The 20024-nt window shown below is 73.7% G+C and carries 17 protein-coding genes and 3 pseudogenes; 10 read left to right on the top strand and 10 right to left on the bottom strand.

Annotated features, from left to right (window positions below):
* Positions 1 to 125: 125 nt before the first annotated feature.
* Complete coding sequence (bla, locus tag AC07CM_RS19485) at positions 126 to 1052, top strand: class A beta-lactamase (protein ID WP_478877636.1); 927 nt, start codon at positions 126 to 128, stop codon at positions 1050 to 1052.
* Between the two features lie 94 nt (positions 1053 to 1146).
* Here bla and AC07CM_RS19480 read toward each other — a convergent pair.
* Positions 1147 to 1242: pseudogene (locus AC07CM_RS19480) on the bottom strand.
* A 180-nt stretch (positions 1243 to 1422) separates the two neighbouring features.
* On the opposite strand from AC07CM_RS19480, the gene AC07CM_RS19475 reads away from it, so the two are divergent.
* The 3 genes from AC07CM_RS19475 to AC07CM_RS19465 all read left to right on the top strand — a co-directional run bounded on the left by AC07CM_RS19475 (position 1423) and on the right by AC07CM_RS19465 (position 4551).
* Positions 1423 to 1863 (top strand): pyridoxamine 5'-phosphate oxidase family protein, encoded by a 441-nt coding sequence (locus AC07CM_RS19475; protein WP_478877635.1) that lies wholly within the window; start codon positions 1423 to 1425, stop codon positions 1861 to 1863.
* A 110-nt stretch (positions 1864 to 1973) separates the two neighbouring features.
* On the top strand, positions 1974 to 2666 hold the full coding sequence (locus AC07CM_RS19470) for a response regulator (RefSeq protein WP_478877634.1): 693 nt from the start codon (positions 1974 to 1976) through the stop codon (positions 2664 to 2666).
* Positions 2667 to 2808: 142 nt separating this feature from the next.
* Positions 2809 to 4551, top strand: a complete 1743-nt coding sequence (locus AC07CM_RS19465) for a sensor histidine kinase (RefSeq protein WP_478877633.1) — start codon at positions 2809 to 2811, stop codon at positions 4549 to 4551.
* A gap of 216 nt (positions 4552 to 4767) precedes the next feature.
* Here the strand turns inward: AC07CM_RS19465 and AC07CM_RS19460 are convergent, their stop codons facing one another.
* Complete coding sequence (locus AC07CM_RS19460; RefSeq protein ID WP_478877632.1) at positions 4768 to 6720, bottom strand: PAS domain S-box protein; 1953 nt, start codon at positions 6718 to 6720, stop codon at positions 4768 to 4770.
* Between the two features lie 269 nt (positions 6721 to 6989).
* Between AC07CM_RS19460 and AC07CM_RS19455 the strand changes: the two genes are divergently transcribed.
* Entirely contained in the window at positions 6990 to 7895 is a 906-nt protein-coding gene (locus AC07CM_RS19455; protein WP_478877631.1) for a universal stress protein, read from the top strand.
* Between the two features lie 21 nt (positions 7896 to 7916).
* Here AC07CM_RS19455 and ppk2 read toward each other — a convergent pair whose 3' ends face one another.
* Both ppk2 and AC07CM_RS19445 read right to left on the bottom strand, forming a co-directional pair.
* Positions 7917 to 8720 (bottom strand): polyphosphate kinase 2, encoded by an 804-nt coding sequence (ppk2, locus tag AC07CM_RS19450; RefSeq protein WP_478877630.1) that lies wholly within the window; start codon positions 8718 to 8720, stop codon positions 7917 to 7919.
* Between the two features lie 33 nt (positions 8721 to 8753).
* The gene (locus AC07CM_RS19445; RefSeq protein WP_478877629.1) at positions 8754 to 9752 is read right to left on the bottom strand and encodes an Acg family FMN-binding oxidoreductase; all 999 of its coding nucleotides are present in this window, start codon (positions 9750 to 9752) and stop codon (positions 8754 to 8756) included.
* Between the two features lie 320 nt (positions 9753 to 10072).
* On the opposite strand from AC07CM_RS19445, the gene AC07CM_RS19440 reads away from it, so the two are divergent.
* The 3 genes from AC07CM_RS19440 to AC07CM_RS19430 all read left to right on the top strand — a co-directional run bounded on the left by AC07CM_RS19440 (position 10073) and on the right by AC07CM_RS19430 (position 12693).
* Positions 10073 to 10948 (top strand): universal stress protein, encoded by an 876-nt coding sequence (locus tag AC07CM_RS19440; protein WP_478877791.1) that lies wholly within the window; start codon positions 10073 to 10075, stop codon positions 10946 to 10948.
* Between the two features lie 53 nt (positions 10949 to 11001).
* On the top strand, positions 11002 to 11694 hold the full coding sequence (locus AC07CM_RS19435; protein WP_478877628.1) for a helix-turn-helix domain-containing protein: 693 nt from the start codon (positions 11002 to 11004) through the stop codon (positions 11692 to 11694).
* Positions 11695 to 11808: 114 nt separating this feature from the next.
* The gene (locus tag AC07CM_RS19430; protein WP_478877627.1) at positions 11809 to 12693 is read left to right on the top strand and encodes a universal stress protein; all 885 of its coding nucleotides are present in this window, start codon (positions 11809 to 11811) and stop codon (positions 12691 to 12693) included.
* Between the two features lie 376 nt (positions 12694 to 13069).
* On the opposite strand, the pseudogene AC07CM_RS19425 reads toward AC07CM_RS19430, so the two are convergent.
* From AC07CM_RS19425 to AC07CM_RS19415, 3 genes and pseudogenes are all read right to left on the bottom strand, one after another.
* Positions 13070 to 13163, bottom strand: a pseudogene (locus AC07CM_RS19425).
* A 128-nt stretch (positions 13164 to 13291) separates the two neighbouring features.
* Positions 13292 to 13600, bottom strand: a complete 309-nt coding sequence (locus tag AC07CM_RS19420) for a muconolactone Delta-isomerase family protein (RefSeq protein ID WP_478877626.1) — start codon at positions 13598 to 13600, stop codon at positions 13292 to 13294.
* A 78-nt stretch (positions 13601 to 13678) separates the two neighbouring features.
* Positions 13679 to 13774: pseudogene (locus AC07CM_RS19415) on the bottom strand.
* 396 nt (positions 13775 to 14170) lie between these two features.
* On the opposite strand from AC07CM_RS19415, the gene AC07CM_RS19410 reads away from it, so the two are divergent.
* The gene (locus tag AC07CM_RS19410) at positions 14171 to 14347 is read left to right on the top strand and encodes a hypothetical protein (protein ID WP_478877625.1); all 177 of its coding nucleotides are present in this window, start codon (positions 14171 to 14173) and stop codon (positions 14345 to 14347) included.
* Positions 14348 to 14414: 67 nt separating this feature from the next.
* On the opposite strand, the gene AC07CM_RS19405 is transcribed toward AC07CM_RS19410, so the two are convergent.
* Positions 14415 to 15962, bottom strand: coding sequence for a N,N-dimethylformamidase beta subunit family domain-containing protein (locus tag AC07CM_RS19405; protein WP_478877624.1), 1548 nt, complete (start codon positions 15960 to 15962; stop codon positions 14415 to 14417).
* 294 nt (positions 15963 to 16256) lie between these two features.
* Between AC07CM_RS19405 and AC07CM_RS19400 the strand changes: the two genes are divergently transcribed.
* Positions 16257 to 17045, top strand: coding sequence for an Fpg/Nei family DNA glycosylase (locus tag AC07CM_RS19400; protein WP_478877623.1), 789 nt, complete (start codon positions 16257 to 16259; stop codon positions 17043 to 17045).
* A gap of 54 nt (positions 17046 to 17099) precedes the next feature.
* On the opposite strand, the gene AC07CM_RS19395 is transcribed toward AC07CM_RS19400, so the two are convergent.
* Positions 17100 to 18101 (bottom strand): aminoglycoside phosphotransferase family protein, encoded by a 1002-nt coding sequence (locus AC07CM_RS19395; protein WP_478877622.1) that lies wholly within the window; start codon positions 18099 to 18101, stop codon positions 17100 to 17102.
* A 703-nt stretch (positions 18102 to 18804) separates the two neighbouring features.
* A complete protein-coding gene (locus tag AC07CM_RS19390) occupies positions 18805 to 19944 on the bottom strand; it encodes an ROK family protein (protein ID WP_478877621.1) in 1140 nt (379 codons plus the stop codon).
* Between the last annotated feature and the right edge of the window lie 80 nt (positions 19945 to 20024).

Raw genomic sequence — 20024 nt, 5'->3', positions numbered from 1 at the left:
AGTCATATCAATTGGGTATGACACGTTCAAAGATCACTCTTGGACATGGGTGGAGGTCTGCTGTTTCGCTGTCCCCGTCGAAGATCCACCAAGCCGGCGACGGACGACCTGGGAGACATTCGCACATGACCAGTGCCCACCCTCTGCCGCGCCGCCGCCTGTTCAAGGCCGGTCTCGCCCTCAGCACCGCCGCCGTGATCGCGCCCGCCGTGACGGCGCCGGCCGCTTCGGCGGCCCCGAACGACAAACGGTCCCCGGACGACGTACGGGCCGAGCTGAGCGATCTGGAACAGCGCTACGGGGCGCGTCTCGGCGTGTACGCCCGCAACGCGGAGACCGGTCGGACCGTGGCGTACCGCGCGGGGGAGCGGTTCGCCATGTGTTCGACCTTCAAGGCGTTCGCCGCCGCGGCCGTCCTGCGCGGACACGGGGGCTGCGCACCACTGGACAAGGTGATCCACTACCCGCCGAACGAGATCCTGTCGAACTCGCCGAAGACCGAGGAACACCTCGCGACCGGCATGACGGTGGCCGACCTGTGCGCGGCGGCGATCCAGTACAGCGACAACGCGGCCGGCAATCTGTTGCTGCGCTTGCTCGACGGACCGGCCGGCCTCACCCGCTTCTTCCGGTCGCTCGGCGACGGCGTGAGCCGCCTCGACCGCTGGGAGACCGACCTGAACACCGCCGTCCCCGGCGATCCGCGCGACACCACGACCCCGGAGGCCATCGGCAGGAGCTTCGAGCGGGTGACACTGGGCCGGGTCCTGCCGGGTGCCGAGCGCGAGCAGCTCCTGACCTGGCTCAAGGGCAACACCACCAGCACAAAGCGGTTCGGCGCCGGGCTGCCGGCGGGCTGGACCCTGGGCGACAAGACGGGCACCGGCGCGTATGCGAGCGCGCACGACATCGGCGTGGCCTGGACGACCCGGAGGACGCCCGTTGTGCTGGCCGTGCTCTCCTCCAAGACCACCCAGGACGCGCCCGTGGACGAGGGACTGATCGCCGACGCGGCGAGCGCCCTGGCGCGCACTCTCGCGCCTGGCGAGTAAGTCGAAGCCGGGCAGCGCGAGTTCACCTGGGCGGACCCCGCTCCCGTACACCGGAAGGGGGGGCCGCCACCCGGCGGCCTCCCCTGCTCGGCTGCGGAGAGGGCAGGATTCGAACCTGCGTGGGCCCCGTGGGGGCCCGACCGTGAGCCGTGCTCGCTGGTCCCCGATCAACCACTCCGGGCACCTCTCCCCGTGACCTGCCTCCGGTCTCCCGTGCCGGTCACAGGACAACAGTGACAGGAGCCGCTGACGCCGGGCTGACACCAGGGCCGCTCTCCGGTGGCGCCGGGACCGTCGGCCCTGACCCGGGGCGGACGGCCCGGCCGACCCTGGAGGCATCCCGCTGTAGCTGGTGAAAGACGGACCGACCATGTATCGCAACGACGGTTTTCGCGAACTCGACCGACAGGAGTGCCTGCGGTTGCTGAGACGGGCGCCCGTCGGCCGCATCGTCCACACCCGCCACGCCCTGCCCGCGGTCCTTCCGGTCAATTTCTGCCTGGACGGCGACGACGCGGTGCTGCTGCGCACGTCGGCGGACTCGGAGCTGGCCCGCGCGGTGGACGAGACCGTGGTCGCGTTCGAGGCGGACGAGGTCGACGCGGTCAGGCACTCGGGATGGAGCGTGGTCGTCACCGGCCGGGCGGCCGTCGTGACCGACCCGGCGGACAAGGAGCGCCTCGGCCGCATCGGCCCGCGCTCGTGGGCACCGTCCCCCGAGGAGGTGATCGTACGCATCCAGCCCGAACTGGTCACCGGACGTGAGCTGGTCGCCGGCCGGACCCTGTACGGCGTGAACCTCGAGCCGTGAGGAAGCGGATCCGCCGGATGCGGGAATCAGGGCCGTCCGGCCCTGGCGTTCGGAGCCGTCGGCCGGGAAGGATCCCGGTGACGTCCGAACGCACGGCAGAGGAGCAACCGATGGCGGACCGCGAGCAGGCCGGCCCCGACACCCCGATCCGGGTCTTCCTCCTCGACGATCACGAGGTGGTGCGGCGCGGGGTGCACGACCTGCTGAACGACGAACCCGACATCACGGTCGTCGGCGACGCGGCCACCGTCGAACAGGCGCTGGTGCGGGTACCGGCCCTGCGCCCGGACGTGGCGGTCCTCGACGTCCGCCTGCCGGACGGGGACGGCGTGACCGTCTGCCGGGAGCTGCGCTCGCGCATGCCGGACCTGGCCTGTCTGATGCTGACCTCGTTCGACGACGAGGAGGCGCTGCTGGACTCGATCATGGCCGGCGCGTCCGGTTACGTGCTCAAGCAGATCCAGGGCTCGGACCTCGTCTCCGCGGTCCGCACGGTGGCCCGCGGGCAGTCACTGCTGGACCCGAGCGCGACCACCAGGCTGATGACACGCCTGCGCGACGGACACCGGCAGGAGGTGGTGCCGGACGCACTGCCCGGGCTGACCGAACGGGAGCGGGAGATCCTCGCCCTGATCGGCGAGGGACTCACCAACCGGCAGATCGGCCAGCGCCTCTACCTCGCCGAGAAGACGGTCAAGAACCACATCTCGCGCCTGCTGGCCAAGCTCGGCGTGGAGCGGCGCATCCAGGCCGCCGTCATCGCCACCCAGGCCAAGGACCGGATGCGCGCCGAACGACACTGACACCGGACGCCGAGAACGGCCGCGAACGGCGCGCGCACCTCCTCCCGGGTACGCCCCATCGGTGGTGGGTGTCCGTGCCACGGGACGTCCCGTTCCCGTATCGTCCACCACGACGTGGCACGGGGGGCTGGGAGGATCGGGAGTGGGAAGCTCCGGGGGCGCGGACGCGGGTGGGGCCCGGGTGCGGTTGCCGCAGCTGAGGCTGGACGAACTGCTTGAGGAGCTGCAGGCCCGGCTCGACGCGGCCCGGGAGACCCGGGACCGGGTGCACAGCCTGCTGGAGGCGGTGCTCTCCGTCGGGCGGGAACTCGACCTGGAACAGGCCCTGCGTTCCATCGTCGAGGCGGCCGCGGTCCTCGTCGACGCCCGGTACGCGGCGCTGGGCGTGATCGGTTCGGACGGCACACGGCTCTCGGCGTTCCACACGGTGGGTGTGACCGAGGAGCAGATCGCTCGGATCGGGCCGTTTCCGGAGGGGCACGGCATTCTCGGTGAGCTGATCCGTCGTCCGGAGCCGTTGCGGCTGGCGAAGTTGTCCGAGCATCCGGCGTCGTACGGTTTTCCGGCCAACCATCCGCCGATGAGCAGTTTTCTCGGGGTGCCGATCCGGGTGCGGGAGCAGGTGTTCGGCAATCTGTATCTGACCGAGAAGCGTGGGGGTGCGCAGTTCGACGAGGAGGACGAGGCGGTGCTGTCCACGCTCGCCGTGGCGGCCGGGGTGGCGATCGACAACGCCCGTCTGTACGAGGAGTCCCGCCTGCGCGAGCGCTGGCTGCAGGCCAACGCGGAGATCACCCGCTCGCTGATGTCCGGCGCCGCCCATCAGGAAGTCCTCGGACTGATCGCCGAACGGGCCCGGGAGATCACGGGTGCGGCCCTGGCCGCGGTGGCCGTTCCGATGCGGGGCACCGACACCCTCACGGTCGAACTGGCCCTCGGCCAGGAGGCGGAGGCGCACCGCGGGCTGGTGCTGCCCCTGGCGGGCACGCTCACCGGCGAGGCCTTCTCCCTCGGCGAGCCCGTGCGCAGCCTCGACGTCGAACACGACGAACGCATCTCGGCGGGGCCCCCTCGGTTCACGGGCCTGGGACCCGCGGTCGCCGTGCCGATCGGCCTCGGCGAACGGATCCGGGGTGTGGTGCTGCTGGCCAGGGAGAGCGGCGCCAACGACTTCTCCGACCTGGAGACCGAGCCGCTGCAGGTGTTCGCCGCGCAGGCCGCCGTGGCGATGGAACTCGCGGAGCGGCGCAAGGACGCCGAGCAGATCGCGCTGCTCGAGGACCGGGACCGGATCGCCCGGGACCTGCACGACCTGGCCATCCAGCGGCTGTTCGCCACCGGTATGACCCTGCAGAGCGCGGGCCGTTTCATCGAGCACCAGGAGGCCGCCGAGCGGGTGCTGCGGGCCGTGGACGACCTCGACGAGACCATCAAGATCATCCGGTCGACGATCTTCGGGCTGCGCGCGCGGGACGGCGACGGCACGCCCGGGCTGCGGGCCCGCGCCGTACGGATGGCGGGCGAGGCCGCTCCGGTGCTCGGCTTCGCCCCGAGCCTGCGGATGGAGGGCCTGCTCGACACCCATGTGCCCCGCGAGGCCGCCGACCACATCCTGGCAGTCCTCTCCGAATCCCTCACCAACGTGGCCCGGCACGCCCGCGCCACGCGTGCCGACGTGGCGCTGGAGACCGACGGCAAGGAGGTGCGCCTCACGGTCACCGACAACGGCGTCGGCATCCCGGCCGAGGGCCGGCGCAGCGGCCTGGCCAACATGGCCGACCGCGCACGCCAGTTGGGCGGCGACCTGAAGTGGACCACCCCCGAGAGGGGTGGAACCCGGCTGGTGTGGCACGCACCGCTGGAGCAGACACCGGCCGCCTCCTGAGGTCCGTCCGTCCGACCGAGCGACGAACTCGGCTTGCGCGCAGGGACGTTCAGCGGCGCTTCGGGGGGCCGTCGGGGCCGGGTACGGGGCCGTTCGGCCCAACGCCCCGAAGTTCGTGGGTCCTTAGAGTTCCTGGACGGTGGTCGCCCGCTCGGCCTCCGGTGGGGGGAGGCCGAGCGGGTCCGTCGGGAGGCCGGGCGGGCAGCGGTCACCACCTCACAGCTTCAGCGTGAACCAGGTGGTCTTGCCCTCGTCCGTCGGCCGCACCCCCCAGCTCTCGGCGAGCCCGCGGACCAGCAGCAGACCGCGGCCCGACTCCTCGTACTCGGCCGCGAGCCGCGGCTGGGGCAGATGCGGGCTGCGGTCGCTGACCTCGACGGTCAGCTCGCTGGGCGTCCGGCACAGACGCAGTCCCACGGGCCCCTCGGCGTGCAGGACGGCGTTGGTGAGGGTCTCGGAGAGCAGCAGCAGGGCGTCCTCGACCGCCGCGGGACACTCCCAGGACGCCAGCGTGCGGCGGAGGAAGGCGCGGCCCTCGGGCACGGAGGACGGCAGCGCCGGCAGATCGGTGGTGACGGCGGCCAGCGGTGCGGCCGGCAACTGGGCCAGCAGGAGGGTCACGTCGTCGTTGTGGCCGTCGGCGTCGGGCAGCAGGGTGGCCAGCACATGGTCGGCGGCGGTCTCCAGCGCCGACGACCGCGGCAGGCAGGTGTCGAGGACGTCGGTGAGTTCGGTGATCCGGGCCTCGATGTCGCTGCCGGGCGTCTCGACCAGGCCGTCGGTGTAGAGCACGAGCGTGGCGCCCGGCGCTATGTCGGCACAGGACTCCTCGTAGAGCACGCCGCCCACGCCGAGCGGCGCGTTGACCGGCGCCGGCAGCGTACGGACGCCGTCCTGGGGGCCCACCACCAGGGTCGGCAGATGGCCCGCGGAACAGATGGTCACGGTCCCGGCGTCCGGGGCGATCACCAGGTAGCAGCAGGTGACGAGCTGGTCGGGGACGTCCAGGTCGGTCACCACCGTGTCGAGGGCCTGCATCAGCCGGCGCGGCTGCATCTCCGTCTTGGCCAGAGCATGCGCGGCCGAGCGCAGCTGGCCCATCACGGCGGCCGCCTCGAGCCCGCGGCCCATGACGTCGCCTATGAGCACGCCGACCCGCCCGGCGCCCAGCGGAACGAGGTCGAACCAGTCGCCGCCCACACCGGCGCCCTGGGTGGCGGGCCGGTAGCGGCTCGCGGTGGCCAGACCCGGGATCGCCGGCGGGGTGCCCATCAGGCTGCGCTGCAGGGTGAGGGCAATGTGCCGCTGCTGTTCCAGCAGCGCGGTCAGCTCCGCCTCCGCGCGCTTGCGGTCGCTGATGTCCCGGACGATCGCGCACGCCCCGACCACCTTGCCCCGGGCGTCCCGGGTCGGCCACAGCGTGACGTCGACGTCGAGGAGCGCCCCGGTTTTCGTGACCCGCAGTGTCTCGAAGTGTTCGACCTTCTCCCCGTGCCGCAGCCGCCTGAGCAGCACGCGGATGTCGTCGTCCAGTTCGTCGGGGGCGAGCATGGACACGTGCCGGCCGATGGCCTCCTCGGCCGTGTAGCCGTACAGCCGCGCGGCGGCGGCGTTCCAGTAGGTGATCTCGCCGTCGAGCGTCTTGGCGAGGATGGCGTCCTGGGAGGACTCGACCAGCGCGGCCAGTTCGTTGATGCGGGCCTCGGCCGCCTTGCGGTCGCTGACGTCGCGCACCGCCGCGGACACCAGCAGCCCGTCCGCGGTCTCCAGGGGGCTGAGGCTGATCTCGACGGGGAACTCGGTGCCGTTCTTGCGCAGCCCGTGCAGTTCCAGGCCGGCCCCCATCGGGCGCACCTGCCGGTTGGCGGCGTAACCGTCGCGGTGCCGGGTGTGGTGGTCACGGAAACGGTGCGGCACCAGCAACTCCACCGGCCGCCCCAGCAGTTCCTCGCGCCGATAGCCGAACAGGGCCTCCGTCTGGGCGTTGACCAGCCGTATCGCGCCGGTGTCGTCGACGATCACCATGGCGTCAGGCGCGGCCTCCAGCAGTCCGCGGAAGCGGTCCTCGGCTGCCGAAGGCCCCTCCTGCGGCACAGCGGTGCCACGGGCGCACCGGTCCGGCAGCGCGGGGGACGCCACTCGTGGCGGCTGGTCTGCGAAAGTGTTCATGGGCAACCCCGCGGCTGTCGGGCGTGCAAGTCCGGCCATCCCAACGCATACGAGGCGACTCCGCAGTGTCTTGTCGCGTCCTGCGCGGCAGCGGCCGGAACACGTCCGAGGCGAGCCCGGACCTGTCGGGAACACTCCGCAATTTGTTCGTCGGGCGCCGGCTACGGCGGCCCAGGGCCGGTCGGGCCGGCACAGGGACCTGCGGTCCCTGTCGGCCGGGCGCCGCGGACGGAAGCCTTGGGGGCGTCCCGACAACAGGAGGTGGACCCATGTCCCGCACCATCACCGTGGGCCTCGACGGCTCGCCCGAGAGCCGGGCCGCGGCCGAATGGGCCGCGCGCGAGGCGCGGATGCGTGATCTGCCGCTGCGACTGGTGCACGTGTGGGAGCCGGTCCCGGTGCCCATGGCGCAGGCCCCGCTGCCGGGCGCCGTGGCGCTCGAGCACTGGACCGAGCGGATCCCCAGGGAGGCCGCCGAGGGGCTGCGGCTGCGGCATCCCGGGGTGCGGGTCACGAGCGAACAGCGCAGCGGCACCCCGGCCACCGAACTGACCGCGGCCGCCGAGGAGTCGGAACTGCTCGTGCTGGGCTCCCGGGGCCTGAGCGGCGTCGGCGGCTTCCTGGTCGGCTCGGTCGGCCAGTCGGTCGTCGCCCACGCCCGGCGGCCCGTCGTCCTCGTACGGGCCGGAGGGCAGGCCGCCGACGAGCACGAGCAGGACCCCGCCGGCATCCCGTCCGCCGCCACGCCCTACCGGCCCGTCCTGCTCGGCGTGGACACCGCGGCCCCCGACGACACGCTGTTCGCGTTCGCCTTCGAGGAGGCCGCTCGGCGCGGCACGGCCGTGCGGGCCGTGCACATCTGGCCCCTGCCGTCGTACTACGCCTACGGACTGGCCGTCGACCCCGCATTCGATCAGGAGATCGCCGCGCAGGAGCGCGACGCCCTGACCGAGGCGCTGAGGCCCTGGCGGCGGAAGTATCCGGCCGTCGAGGTCGTCGAGGAATCCGGTTCCGGCAGCGCCTCGGCCCGCCTGGTGGCGGCCTCGCACGAGGCGTCGCTGGTCGTCGTGGGCCGCCGCGACCGCCGGGCCCCGGTCGGCCCGCACCTCGGACCCGTCACCCAGGCCGTACTGCACCACGCCGCCGCGCCCGTCGCCGTGGTCCCGCACGACTGAGGTCGGCCGCCGGCCGCCGGTTCAGAGCTTCGCCGCGTGATCGGGGACGTAGGTCTGCAGATCGCGCGGCGGACGCTCGTACCCGGTACTCGCCGGCCGCTCGGGCAGCTCCAGCACCGGCGGCGGCACCTCCTGGTAGGGGACGGACGCCAGCAGGTGGGCGATCATGTTCAGCCGGGCGCGCCGTTTGTCGTCGCTCTCGACCACGTACCACGGGGCCTCCGGGATGTCGGTGTGCACGAACATCGCGTCCTTGGCCCGGGAGTACGCCTCCCAGTGGGTGATCGACTCCAGGTCCATGGGAGACAGCTTCCAGCGCCGCAGGGGGTCCTCCAGCCGGCGCCGGAACCGCTCCTGCTGCACCGCGTCGCTCACCGAGAACCAGTACTTGCGCAGCAGGATCCCGTCCTCCACCAGCATCCGCTCGAAGATCGGGCACTGGCGCAGGAACCGCTGGTACTCCTCCCCGGTGCAGAAGCCCATGACGTGCTCCACGCCGGCCCGGTTGTACCAGGACCGGTCGAGGAGCACGATCTCCCCGGCGGCCGGCAGATGCTCGACGTACCGCTGGAAGTACCACTGGGTGCGCTCGCGCTCGGTGGGTGTGGGCAGTGCTGCGATGCGGGCGACACGCGGGTTGAGGTGCTCGGTGACCCGCTGGATGGTGCCTCCCTTGCCGGCCGCGTCCCGTCCCTCGAAGACGACGACCAGCCGCGCGCCCGTGGCCCGTACCCACCCCTGAAGCTTCACCAACTCCGTCTGCAGACGCAGCAGTTCCTTCTCGTACGTCTTGCGTGGCAGTTCGTCCACCGTCTTGTCGGCCATGTCCGCCAGTCTCTCCCGCGGGCCGTACGCCTGCTAGGCGGGCCCGGGGCCGTCCGCCGCGTCCAGGAAGAGGTACGGCGTCCGGCGTGGCGTGGCCGGCCCTTCCGGGCCGTAGCCGAGGCGCACCAGCATCTGGACGTGCTCGTACGGGGAAGCGGGCCCGCGCAGCCGGGCGCGCAGGTCCGGCCACTCCAGCGCCTGGTGCAGCAGCGAGGTGCGCAGACCGTCGGCGGTCGCGAGCAGCAGGACACGCTCCAGGGCCTGTCCGGCGCGCAGCCAGTCGGCGCGGCGGTCGTCGGCCGTGGTGAGCGAGATGAGCGCGGGGTGCCGTTCGAAGGGCCGGGACACCGGCCGGGCCGGGGAGCGCGGAGCGCCGAAGTCGCGCACGGGCAGGCGCCCGAAGGAGTCCTGCGGGCCGAAGGCCTCGGCGGGGATGCCGGTCTCCGGCCCCGTCTCGGCCCCGGTCCAGCGGTGGCTCTCCGCCACCCGGTCCGGATCGCTGTGGTTGCGCCGCTCCGCCAGCGCCGTCAGCCGCAGCAGACGGGCCGTCGCCGACGGGTCGGCCACCGTGAGCCGGGCGCCCTCGACGTGGGCGGCGTCGGCGAGTTCGGCCAGCACCGCGACCGGTACCGGCCGCTCCGTGTACGGGAGCCGGCTGCAGTGCCGGCGGAAGATCGCCGCGTACAGCTCGGACTCGCGGGCGGGAGGCGGTCCGGCCCGCCCGTCCAGGCGCACCGTGGCGAGCAGGCTCGGGTCCCGCGGATCGGGCAGGACCCGGCTGACCGGCGCCCAGCCGAGGTGAGCCGCCGCGACGCGCAGGTTCAGCAGAGCCGCGCCGGCGGCGATGTGCACGGCCCGTCCGTCCGGATCCGCCCGGGGCAGGGCCCGTTCGGCGGCGGCGTGGATCCCCACGGTCAGCGTGTCGGCGTCCAGCCGGAACCGCCAGGGCTGGGTGTTGTGCATCGACGGAGCCGCGACAGCGGCCGCGAGCAGCTTCTCCAGGGCCGACGAGTCCAGTGACAGGGAGGACATCAGGGCCTCCTTCCCGGCGGTCGCCGGACGTACCGGCGTTTCCCACCCAGCCTCGTCCGTCCCGGGCGCGGCACGAAGGGGCCGACCGGCCCGGGCCCGGCCCCAACGGCCCATCGCGGCGTCCCTCCCCGGCACCACGCGCCGGGCGCGGAAGCCGCGAAGACCCTGGCGGTCCGGGCCCTCCCGCCCGCCGTCGCGCCGGGGGCCGAACGGCACAGGGAGGGGCCGGACCGGCCCATGGGGCCGCACCCGTGCGCGTGCGACGGTGAGCGTGTGACCGCGCCGCACGATGTGGCCGGCGAAAGGCGGTGAGTCCGATGATGGAACTGCCCTTGGTCGTGGGCGTCGACGGATCCGATTCCAGCCTGACGGCGGTCGACTGGGCGGTCGACGAGGCGGCCCGGCGCGGCCTGCCGCTGCGGCTGGTGTACGCCTCCCTCTGGGAGCGTTACGAAGGCTTCGTCCCGTCGGGCAGCCCGGCACGCCCCTCCGAGCAGGTGATGGCCGAGCACATCGCCGCCTCGGCGACGGAACGGGCCAGGCTGCGCAACCCCGAGGTGAAGACGATCACCGACATCCTCCCGCAGGACGCCGCCGAAGCCCTGGTACGCGCGGGTGACACCGCCTTCGCCGTGGTGACGGGCGCGCGCGGCCGCGGCCAGCTGGCGGGACTGCTCCTCGGCTCGGTCGGACTGGCCGTGGCCGCCCGGGCCCAGTGCCCGGTGATCGTCGTGCGCGGTGACCGGGCCGGGCTGGCCGGCACCCACGAGCGGATCCTGCTTGGCGCCGGAGACCCGGACACCGCGGGCGAGGCGGTGCGCTTCGCCTTCGAGGAGGCCCGTGCCCGCGGCTGTGTCCTCGACGCGGTCCGGGCCTGGCGTTTCCCGCACCACGAGACCGCCGACCACCGTCTCCGGGCGAACGACTCCGGGGACGTGCACGCGCAGGAGGCCTCCGCCGCCCTCGACTCGGCGCTGAGCGGTCCGGCGGCCGACCACCCCGACGTCCGGGTGCGCCACACCGCGGTGGAGGGCCCGGCCCGGAAGGTGCTCGTGGACCGCTCGGCCGCCGCCGACCTCGTCGTCATCGGAGCCCACCCCCGGCAGGGCCGTGCCGGACTCCAGCTGGGCCGGGTGGCACACACGCTGCTGCACCACGCGCACTGCCCCGTGGCGGTCGTACCCCGCCGGACCTGAGCGACGGAACACGCGAGTGCCGGGCGGCCCGGCCCGGCGAGGAGTGAGTGAGCATGGCCGAACCCACGACCCCACAGCACCCCCCACAGGATCCGGCGGTGACGTCCGCGCGGGGCGACCTCGGGCGCCGCATCGAGCGGCGCCGCAGAGAACTGGGCCTGACCCGGGAGGAGGTGGCGTTCCGCGCGGGAATGGCGGAGGGATACATCGCCCACCTGGAGGAACACAGCACCGCCGCGCCGGACGCCAGCACCCTGCTCAGGCTGGCCGGGGCACTGCGCACCAGCCCCGCCGAGCTCGGCGGCGGCCACACCGGCCTTCCGGCCGGACTCGGACGGGCCGCCCGTTATCCGCGCCTCGGCGAGCTGAGCGAGCAGGAGTGCCGCGAGCTGATCTCGACGCACGGCGTGGGCCGCATCGCGGTGTCCGGCGAAGGAGCCCCGCTCGTGGTTCCCGTCAACTACAGCGTCGTCGACGGCGCCATCGTCTTCCGGACCAGCCAGGGCTCGGTGGCCACCCAGGGACTCGACCGGGAGGTCGCCTTCGAGATCGACCGGGTGGACGACGCGCTGAGCCAGGGCTGGAGCGTCCTGGCACGCGGCACCGCCCGCGCCGTGACCGACCCCGGCGAGGTGGGCCACCTGGTCGAGCACGCCTACAGCGCACCGTGGGCGGGCGGGGAGCGCGACCTGTGGGTGCGCATCGAAGCGACCGCGTACACGGGCCGCCGTATCGACGTGTGGTGAACCTGCCGTGGGCCGAAGGGGACCCGAGGGAACTGTGCGGCCCATGGGCGGCGGCACCCTCCTGGGAGCAGGCTCGATGTACACAAGTGGCCACCGGCCCGGGAGGGACGCCTCATGGTTCGGAACATCGCGGCGGGGATCGACGGCTCCCCGCAGAGTCTCGCGGCCGCGCACTGGGCGGCCCAGGAGGCCGTGCGCCGGGGCGGCGCGCTCACCCTCGTGCACGCCTGGCACCGGATGCGTCCGGCGCCGTTCGTTCCGCGGGACAGCACGGCACACGGCTGGGCCGACGAGCTGCTCCGGGAGGCGTCCGACAGCGTCAGGGCCGCCCACCCCACGCTGATGATCACCGGCCGGCCGATCGCTGAGGCACCGGTCGACGCGCTGCTCTCGGCGGCCGACGAAGCGGAGTTGCTGGTGCTCGGGTCCCGAGGGCTGGGCAGGACCGCCGGCTACGTCACCGGCTCCGTCTCCCTGCGCGTCGTGGGACGCTCCGCCCGTCCGGTGGTCCTGGTGCGGGCCGGGCGGGGGGCCGCCGACGAGCATCTGCCGGCCGTGGACGGCGTGGCGCCGGAGGAGATCCCGCAGACCCCCTACCGCGCCGTCGTCCTCTGCCTGGATGTCACCCAGCCCTGCGACACCTTGGCCGACTTCGCCTTCGAGGCCGCGCACCGACGCACCACCGAATTGCGCGTGCTGCACGTGTTCAAGGCGCCGTCCGGCTACGCGGCCGGGCCCCCGTCCCCCGGTCCGCAGGCGTTCGCCACGGCCGAGCACGGCCTCTTCGCGGCTCTGCGGCCGTGGCGCGAGAAGTACCCGGACGTCCCCGTCACCGGGACGGTCGTCGAAGGCCGGCCGGCCGCGGAACTGGTGCACGCGGCCGCCGGCGCCGGACTCGTAGTGGTGGGCAGGCGCACCGGCAACGGCCGGATCGGTCCGGTCGCGCACGCCGTCCTCCACCACGCCGACTGCCCCGTCGCCGTGGTCCCGCACGCCTGAGGCCGCACCCGGCCCGACCCGGATCCCGTCGCGGACGGCCACCCGGCGGGTCCCGCCGCCGGAGACGGAGTTCCCTGCGCATCGTCATCGTCCTCGGCGGCAACGCCCTGCTCCGCGGCGGCGAGAGCCCCGGGTCGGACATCCAGCGGGCCAACGCCGTACGGGTGGCCACAGCGGTCGCCCCGCTCGCTTACGAGTACGACGTCGTGCTCACCCACGGCCACGGACCCCGCCCGGACCGCGCGCCGGACGCGGCGGGCCGGCCCCCGCGCCGTCGGCGTCCCGGCCGCAACAGATCGTCCACGGCAGGTCGGGCACGCTCGTCCGACCTGAACCCGCGGTCGACCGACAGCGGCCCGACACCGTCTGCTCATCGCGGAGAGGGCAGGATTCGAACCTGCGTGGGCCCCGTGGGCCCGACCTCGAGGCGTGCTCGCTGGTCCCCGATCAACCACTCCGGGCACCTCTCCCCGTGACCGGCCTCCGGTTTCCCGTGCCGTTCACATGCATCAGCCTGGCAGGGCGGCCTGACCGGGGGCTGACGCGCAGCTGAGGTGGCGTGCCGCCGGAAACCGGCACACACGGGTGTACGGGACCGTCACCGCCCGGTTCCGGTTCCGGTTCCGGGATCGTTGGGATGCGGGGACAGCGGGGTGACGGTGTCCGTCCGCCAGGCCCGCAGAGGCATGGAAGCGAGCAGCTGCTCCAGACGGTCCGCGTCGGGGGCGCTGAACAGCCCCCAGGTGCGCCACTCCCCGGGCGCCGGTGGAGGGCGCCACAGCCGCAGCAGACTGCCCTGGGCCGCCAGTTCCCTGGACCGGGCCGCCTCCCGGGCACGCATGTCGGCGACGGCCTCCTCCGAGGTGCCGTCAGGAACAATGGTCACCATGTCGACCAGGAACTCCATCACCGCGCCCCTCTCCGCATGTCCGGAGTATGGGCGCGAAGGCGCGTGCCGGTGGAACCGACACGCGCCCGCGGTGTGCGGAGAGGGCAGGATTCGAACCTGCGTGGGCCCCGTGGGGGCCCGACCGTGAGCCGTGCTCGCTGGTCCCCGATCAACCACTCCGGGCACCTCTCCCCGTGACCGGCCTCCGGTCTCCCGTGCCGGTCACAGGAACAACAGTGGCAGGAGGGGCTGACACGGGACTGACCGATCGCTGACGTACTCCCGTCGGGCGCCCCGGTGCACCACATGTCCGCCGGTCACCGTCAACTCGACTCGCGCGTCCGCCAGTTCGCCGTCCGCCGGCACGGGGTCCAGGTGGGCCCGACCGCCTTCACGAACCATGCCCGGGCACTGCGGGAGAGCCACGCCGGCTGAGCACCGGGCGCTCCGGCGGGCCGAGGCCGACGACTACCCACTGTGAGCCCCGGCCGGTTTCCCAGTACCGCAAGTAACATGATGACCTGTCTCCGGTTGCACCAGTCAGTCGACTCGGCGCCGTCTCGGGACGCGCCCTGACCGGAGATGTCCATGTCTTCTGATGCCTTGGAAAACGCCCGCTTCACCTACGAGCGCCACATGCAGACGTGCCGCCAGTGCCACGTCGACGCCGCGCCCTGTGCCGTGGCCAAGCACCTCCTGCGGATCTACAACAACGCCCGCAGGGACCGGCTCCGTTCCACGGGGCGACAGAACCCGACCGTCTGACCCGCGGCAGCACCCGGAGGGGCTTTCGCACCGGGTGAGCAGGGAACAGGGAACCCGGTCGCGTGCCTCAGGCCCTGCCGCCGTACACCCGCGCCGCGTTGGCGACGGGCGGCGGGGCGTGGCGCGCCGCCGGACCCTGCGCGAACGTGCGCAGCAGGTTCTCCGTGGTGCGGGTGACGAACGCGCGGGTCCGGGCGTCCATTCCGTGGTCGCGGCCGAGTTCGCCGGTGCCGGCCAGCAGGGCCTCCACCCAGCGCATGGTGCCGGTCGCGAAGACGCCGGCCCCGCCGGCGGCCGTGTAGTACGCAGAGTCGCTGTGGCTCGGCCGGCCCTGGCACACGAGCGGGGAGTGCGCGGTGATCTCCAGCGGGCCGGGGGTGGGGGAGGCGGGGGTGACGCGGTCGTACTCGACGCCCACCAGGTGGGCGAAGCCGTCGCCGTCGCGCACGCCGGTGCCGTCGTACAGCCAGTGACCGGCGGTGTGCACGACATAGGGGGCGTCGACCGGATAGCCCTCGTAGAGAACCCCGGTGAGCGAGGACTCCGGGTCGGCGACGGGCGGGTTGCGGTAGTCGGTGGTCACCAGCGCCGGGTCGGACGAGTAGTACGGGTCGGTGCGGTAGGCCGTCTTGTAGCACACCACCGTACGGCCGCCCGCCCGCTCCCCGTCCTCCAGGCGGACCCGGCGGAAGCAGGTGTTGGCGCCGAGGAAGGCCACGTTGGTGCCGGCGTCCCGGGCCAGGGTGACGGCGGCCCGCTGCTCGGGCGTCCAGTACTCGTCGTGCCCCAGGCAGACGACGGCGTGCGCTCCGCCGAGCACCGAGGGGTCCCGGTGGACGTCCACACCGGTGGTGTAGGCGAGCGGTATGCCCAGGCGCTCGGCCAGCACCACCAGCGCCCACTCGTAGACCAGGAACTTCTCGGCGCCGTTGCCGTCGTAGGGGCGGTCGAAACTGACCGCGAGCGACCGGGTGGCGTACGCGCCCGAGGAGCCCGCGTAGAGGCTGTAGCCGCCCCAGCGGTTGTAGGCCTGCCAGGTGGCCGGGGCGTGCATCAGGACCGTGCGGCCCGCGCCCTCGACGGAGCGGACGATCAGCGGGACGTGCCGCTGGTGGCCGCTGTCCGCCTCCAGCCGCAGCAGGTACGCGCCCTCCGGCCAGCCGGTGGTGTCCAGGCTCACCGTGACGGGCCAGTCGGCGCGCACCGTCCGGGTGGCGGGCAGCAGTCGCGGGGCCGGCTGGACGCGGCCCGGTACGCGGGGCGAGACCCAGACGAGGCGGGCCCGCTTGCCGCCGTACCAGCCGACGCGGAACGCCGAGACCCGGAAGGACGCGGCGGTGGTGGACACGTGCAGGCCGCAGTCCTGACCCGGCACCACGCTCACCTGGTCCGTGTAACCGGTCACCGCCTCGGGCGGGCCCGCCGAGCGTATCCGCCAGTCGGCGGTGCCCGGGGCGTCCTGTTCGGCCTCCGGCAGCAGTGGCCGGTCGTGCCGGCGGTCCGCGCGCGGTGACACGGGCGTACAGGCGGCCGCCGCGCCCAGGCCGGCGCCGGTGCACAGGGCCAGGAAGCGCCGTCGGGTCGGGTCGTCCACGCCCTGGGGTACTGGGGTCACTGAGCCTCCCGGATCCGCCCCGGTTCGTCCCTCGTCCAGGCTTGCGATCCCGCCCCGTCTCCCGCAACCCCACAACGGCCCCGGGGCGACGGCGACGGCACCGGCCGGTCCGGCGGGAGACGGGGACGAGGTGGCCGTGACGGGCGGCCGGGTGTTCTTCCGTACGGGTGGTGTGGGCGGATCCGTGCGAACGGGTGTTGCATGAGTTCAGCACAGGGCATCGGACCGAGGAGCCCGCCATGGACGTGCGCGTTCCCGACCCGCCGGGCGTCGGCCGACTCGGTGACGTCCGCAGTGCCTGAGCTGCCGGACGTCGAGGGATTCCGGAAGGTGCTCGAGTCCTGCGCGAAGGGAAGGGTCATCCGGGGAGTCGACGTGCGCGACACCGGCGTACTGCACGAGGTCGACACGCGGGGCCTGCGGGACGCGCTGGAGGGGCGGCGGTTCACCGACCCCGAGCGGCACGGGAAGTGGCTGCTCGCCCGCACCGGCGGCCCCACCCTCATGCTGCACTTCGGCATGACCGGCCGGTTGGTCTGCGGACGTACCGACGACGTGGTCGAGGCCCATGACCGCGTGCTGTTCACCCTGGGCGGCGGCCGCCAGCTGCGCTACCGCGACCAGCGCAAACTGCAGGGTGTCTGGCTGGCGCACGACGACTCCGACGTCGCACGGCTGCTGGGCCGCCAGGGACCCGACGCGCTGGCGGTGGACGGGGATGCGTTCGAGGCCGCCCTCTGCTCGCGGCGCGGCCACGTCAAAACCGTCCTCACCGACCAGTCCGTCATCGCGGGCCTGGGCAATCTGCTGGCCGACGAGATCCTGTGGCGCGCCGGACTGCGCCCCGACACGCCTGCCCGAGACCTCACCGAGCGCGACCGCCGGCGCCTCTACACCCGCATGCGCCGCACCCTGCGCTCGGCCGTTTCCGTGGGCTGCGTCCCGCCGCGCGACTCCTGGCTGACCGGCCATCGCGACGATGCCGCCCCGGTCTGCCCGCGCTGCGGCTCCCGCCTGCGCAGATCGCGCATGGCGGGCCGCGGCACGGTGTGGTGCCCGCAGTGCCAGCCCGGCGCTTCCTGAACCCCGGTGCAAGGTGCCGCACGGGAACGGACCGCCGACCGGGCCTCCTCCGGCCTAGAACGGTGGGTCGTCGAAGAGTTCCAGCAGTGACCGGGCGCTCTGCGCGGCGAGGGGAGCGGCTCCCGGCGCGGTCGGGAACAGGCCGCCCCAGGCGCGGGCCCGCCCCAGGGCGCTCAGCCGCCACGCGAGGTTTACCGCGCGGCGGAGCTCCGCCGTGGTGTGTCCGGCACCCGTCCACGGCTCCAGATAGGCGTCGCGCAGCCGCGGCAGCACGTCGGGCCCGTACCGGGCACCTGCCCTGCCGGCTGTGACGTGCAGGCTGCAGAACGGGTGCGAGACGGCGGCGTCGCCCCAGTCGAAGAAGGTGTACCGGCCCGGCCGCGGGTTGAACAACTGGCCGTCGTGGAGATCCGAGTGGTCCAGGGAGTCCGGGACGCCCAAGGCCCCGAGCTCGGCGCACCAGTCCACGAGGCGTGGGCGGAGCCGGTCCAGTCGTGCGCGTTCGTCCGGCCGCAGTGCCGTGTTCTCGCTGAGCAACTCGTCGAAGACCGCGGGCAGTTGCGAGGTCCGGGCGCCCGGGACGCCGAGCCGCTCGATCTCCCGGGTGTGCGGGACCAGCGCGCGCTGCATGCTCGCGTACTGGCGCAGCAGACCTTCCCACGCCCGCGGCCCCACGGCCTCCCGCGCGAGCACGTCACGGAACAGGGCGCCTCCGTCCGGCAGCAGCGACCAGCCCCGCTCGGCGTCGACCGCCAGTGGTGCCAGGACGTGCCGCGGCACCCAGCGGGCCAGCGCGGCGGTCAGCGCCCCCTCGAAGCCGCTGGCCGGCGGGTTCGCCTTGAACCACACGGCCTCCCGCCCGGCCACGGGCACTCGCACCAGGACGGACCACGGCCGCAGCCGCACCTCGAGCCGACCGGCCGTCCGCAGCCCGTGCGCGGCGAGCCCGCCTTCCACCCAGTCCAGGGCCGCGGTCCGCCAGGACTCCTGCTCCCAGGGAGTCACCGCGTCCTCGTACCGGCCCCGGTCCACGGTCAGTGACGCATCATCCACCATCGCGCCATCCCAGCACCCCGCACGGCGTCCGGCCAGCGGTTTTCCGGCGAGGGGCGTGTCTTGCCCGGCGGCTGCGGGAGCGACGGCGGGGCGGGCGGTTCTGGCTCGCGGACCGATGCGGGGTAGGGCCGGCGGGTGAGGCCGTCCCAGTTCGCGGGTCTCATGTCGGGTGGCCCGGCGGGCAGGGCGGTCCCGGTTTACGGGCTGTTTCGGGTGGAGTTGGGTGTGGGGCGGTCCCGGCTCGCGGGGCTGATGCGGGGTGGGGTCGGCGGGTGAGGCCGTCCCTGTTCGCGGGGCTCGTGGCGGGGGGAGTTGGGTGTGGGGCGGTCCGGGCTCGCGGGGGCTGCTTCGGGTGGGGCTGGGGGCAGGGCGGTCGGCTCGTACGGCTGCGTCGGGTCGAACCGGCAGGGCATGGGGGGCCGCGCTCGCGCAACTGTTGCGGCGGGTGTCGGTGGGCGTGGGCTGTCCCTGTCTGGCGTGGCTGTTGCGGTGGGTGTCGGTGGGCGTGGGCTGTCCCTGCCTGGGGCGGCTGTTGCGGCGGTTTCGGTGGCGCGGGCCGTCCCGCCTGGCCCGGCCGCTGCGGCGAGGATCGGTGGGCGCGGGCCTGGCCCGGCCACTTCGGCGAGGACCGGACCGGCAGGCACGGCCACGAGGAGGCCTGACACGGGGCGCCTGCCCTTGCCCTCCCGGGGGGACCGTGCCCTCACTCCCCGCCCGGGTGCGCGGACCGGATGATCAGGGCGCGCAGCTCCTCCACCGCTCGCATCCGGGCCGCCGTCAGTTCGGGCGTCGGCACGGTGGCCGCGGCGAGGCGGACGCGGCGCGGGCTGTGGTCGAGGTGGCCGTCGAGCGCGGCGAGCATGCGGGGGTGACCGCCCCATTCGCCGCCGATGACGATCAGGTCCGGGTCGGTGAGGGAGACCGCCGCGGTCAGCACGCCGGCGACGGCCCTGGCGAGGGCGGTGCGGACCCGGCGGGCCGGCTCGCCGTCCCCGTCGACGGCCGCCCGTACGGCCGCGACGTCGATGGCGGTCGAGTCGGGCCGGCGCAGGCCGAGCGCGGCGAACACCTCGGTCAGCGGCATCGCCGTACCGTCGGGGCCCGCGGTGCACACATGGGCGATCTCGCCCGCCAGGCCCTGGTGCCCGCGCCGGACGGCTCCGTCGGTGACCACGGCACAGCCGAGCCCCTCGCCGAGGTGGACGTAGACGAAGTCGTCGACGCCGGCGGCGCACCCGGCGTGGCGTTCGGCGCGAGCCGCCCAGTTGACGTCGTTGTCCACCAGGACGGGCCCGGCGACATGCGGGGCGAGGACCGCGGCCGGGTCCAGGTCGCCGACCAGGAACGGCGCGTCGGGCAGTTGGACGAGCCGGCCGGTCGCACGGTCGACGGGATCGGCGGCGCTGACGACGGCGGTACGCAGCCCGCCCCGGTCGGGGGCCCCGAGCCGTTCGGCGGATGCGGCCAGCGCCTTGGCGGCCACGTGCTCGCCGGCGTCGCGCCCGAGGTCGGCACGGGCCTGCCCGACCACGGTCCCGAGGGCGTCCACCGTCTCGGCCACGACTCCCCGCGGGGAGATGCTCGCGATCAGCGCGGCACCGAGCCGGGGTGCGAGGGAGTAGTAGGACCCGGCCCGGCCGCGTCCTGTCGTCCGCTCGCCGGTGTCGACGACCAGGCCCGCCTCCGCCAGGCGCTGCACGCCGTCGGAGATGGTCGGCTTGGAGATTCCGGTCAGGGCCGAGATCTCCGCCCGGGTCAGTCGCGAATGGTCCATCAGGGTGCGCAGCACGTTCTCGTCGGTCAGCGCGCGCAGCATCTCCAGCGAGGGCTTGGACGGCGTCATGCGCGCCATTCTAGTAAGGAGTGTTGCCCAAATGTCGGAGCCGGCTTACGTTGGATTTAGTAAGGAGTCCTAACCAAAGG

This window comes from Streptomyces sp. NPDC044061 (assembly GCF_056434305.1).
This window is presented reverse-complemented; position numbering and strand designations above follow the sequence as displayed.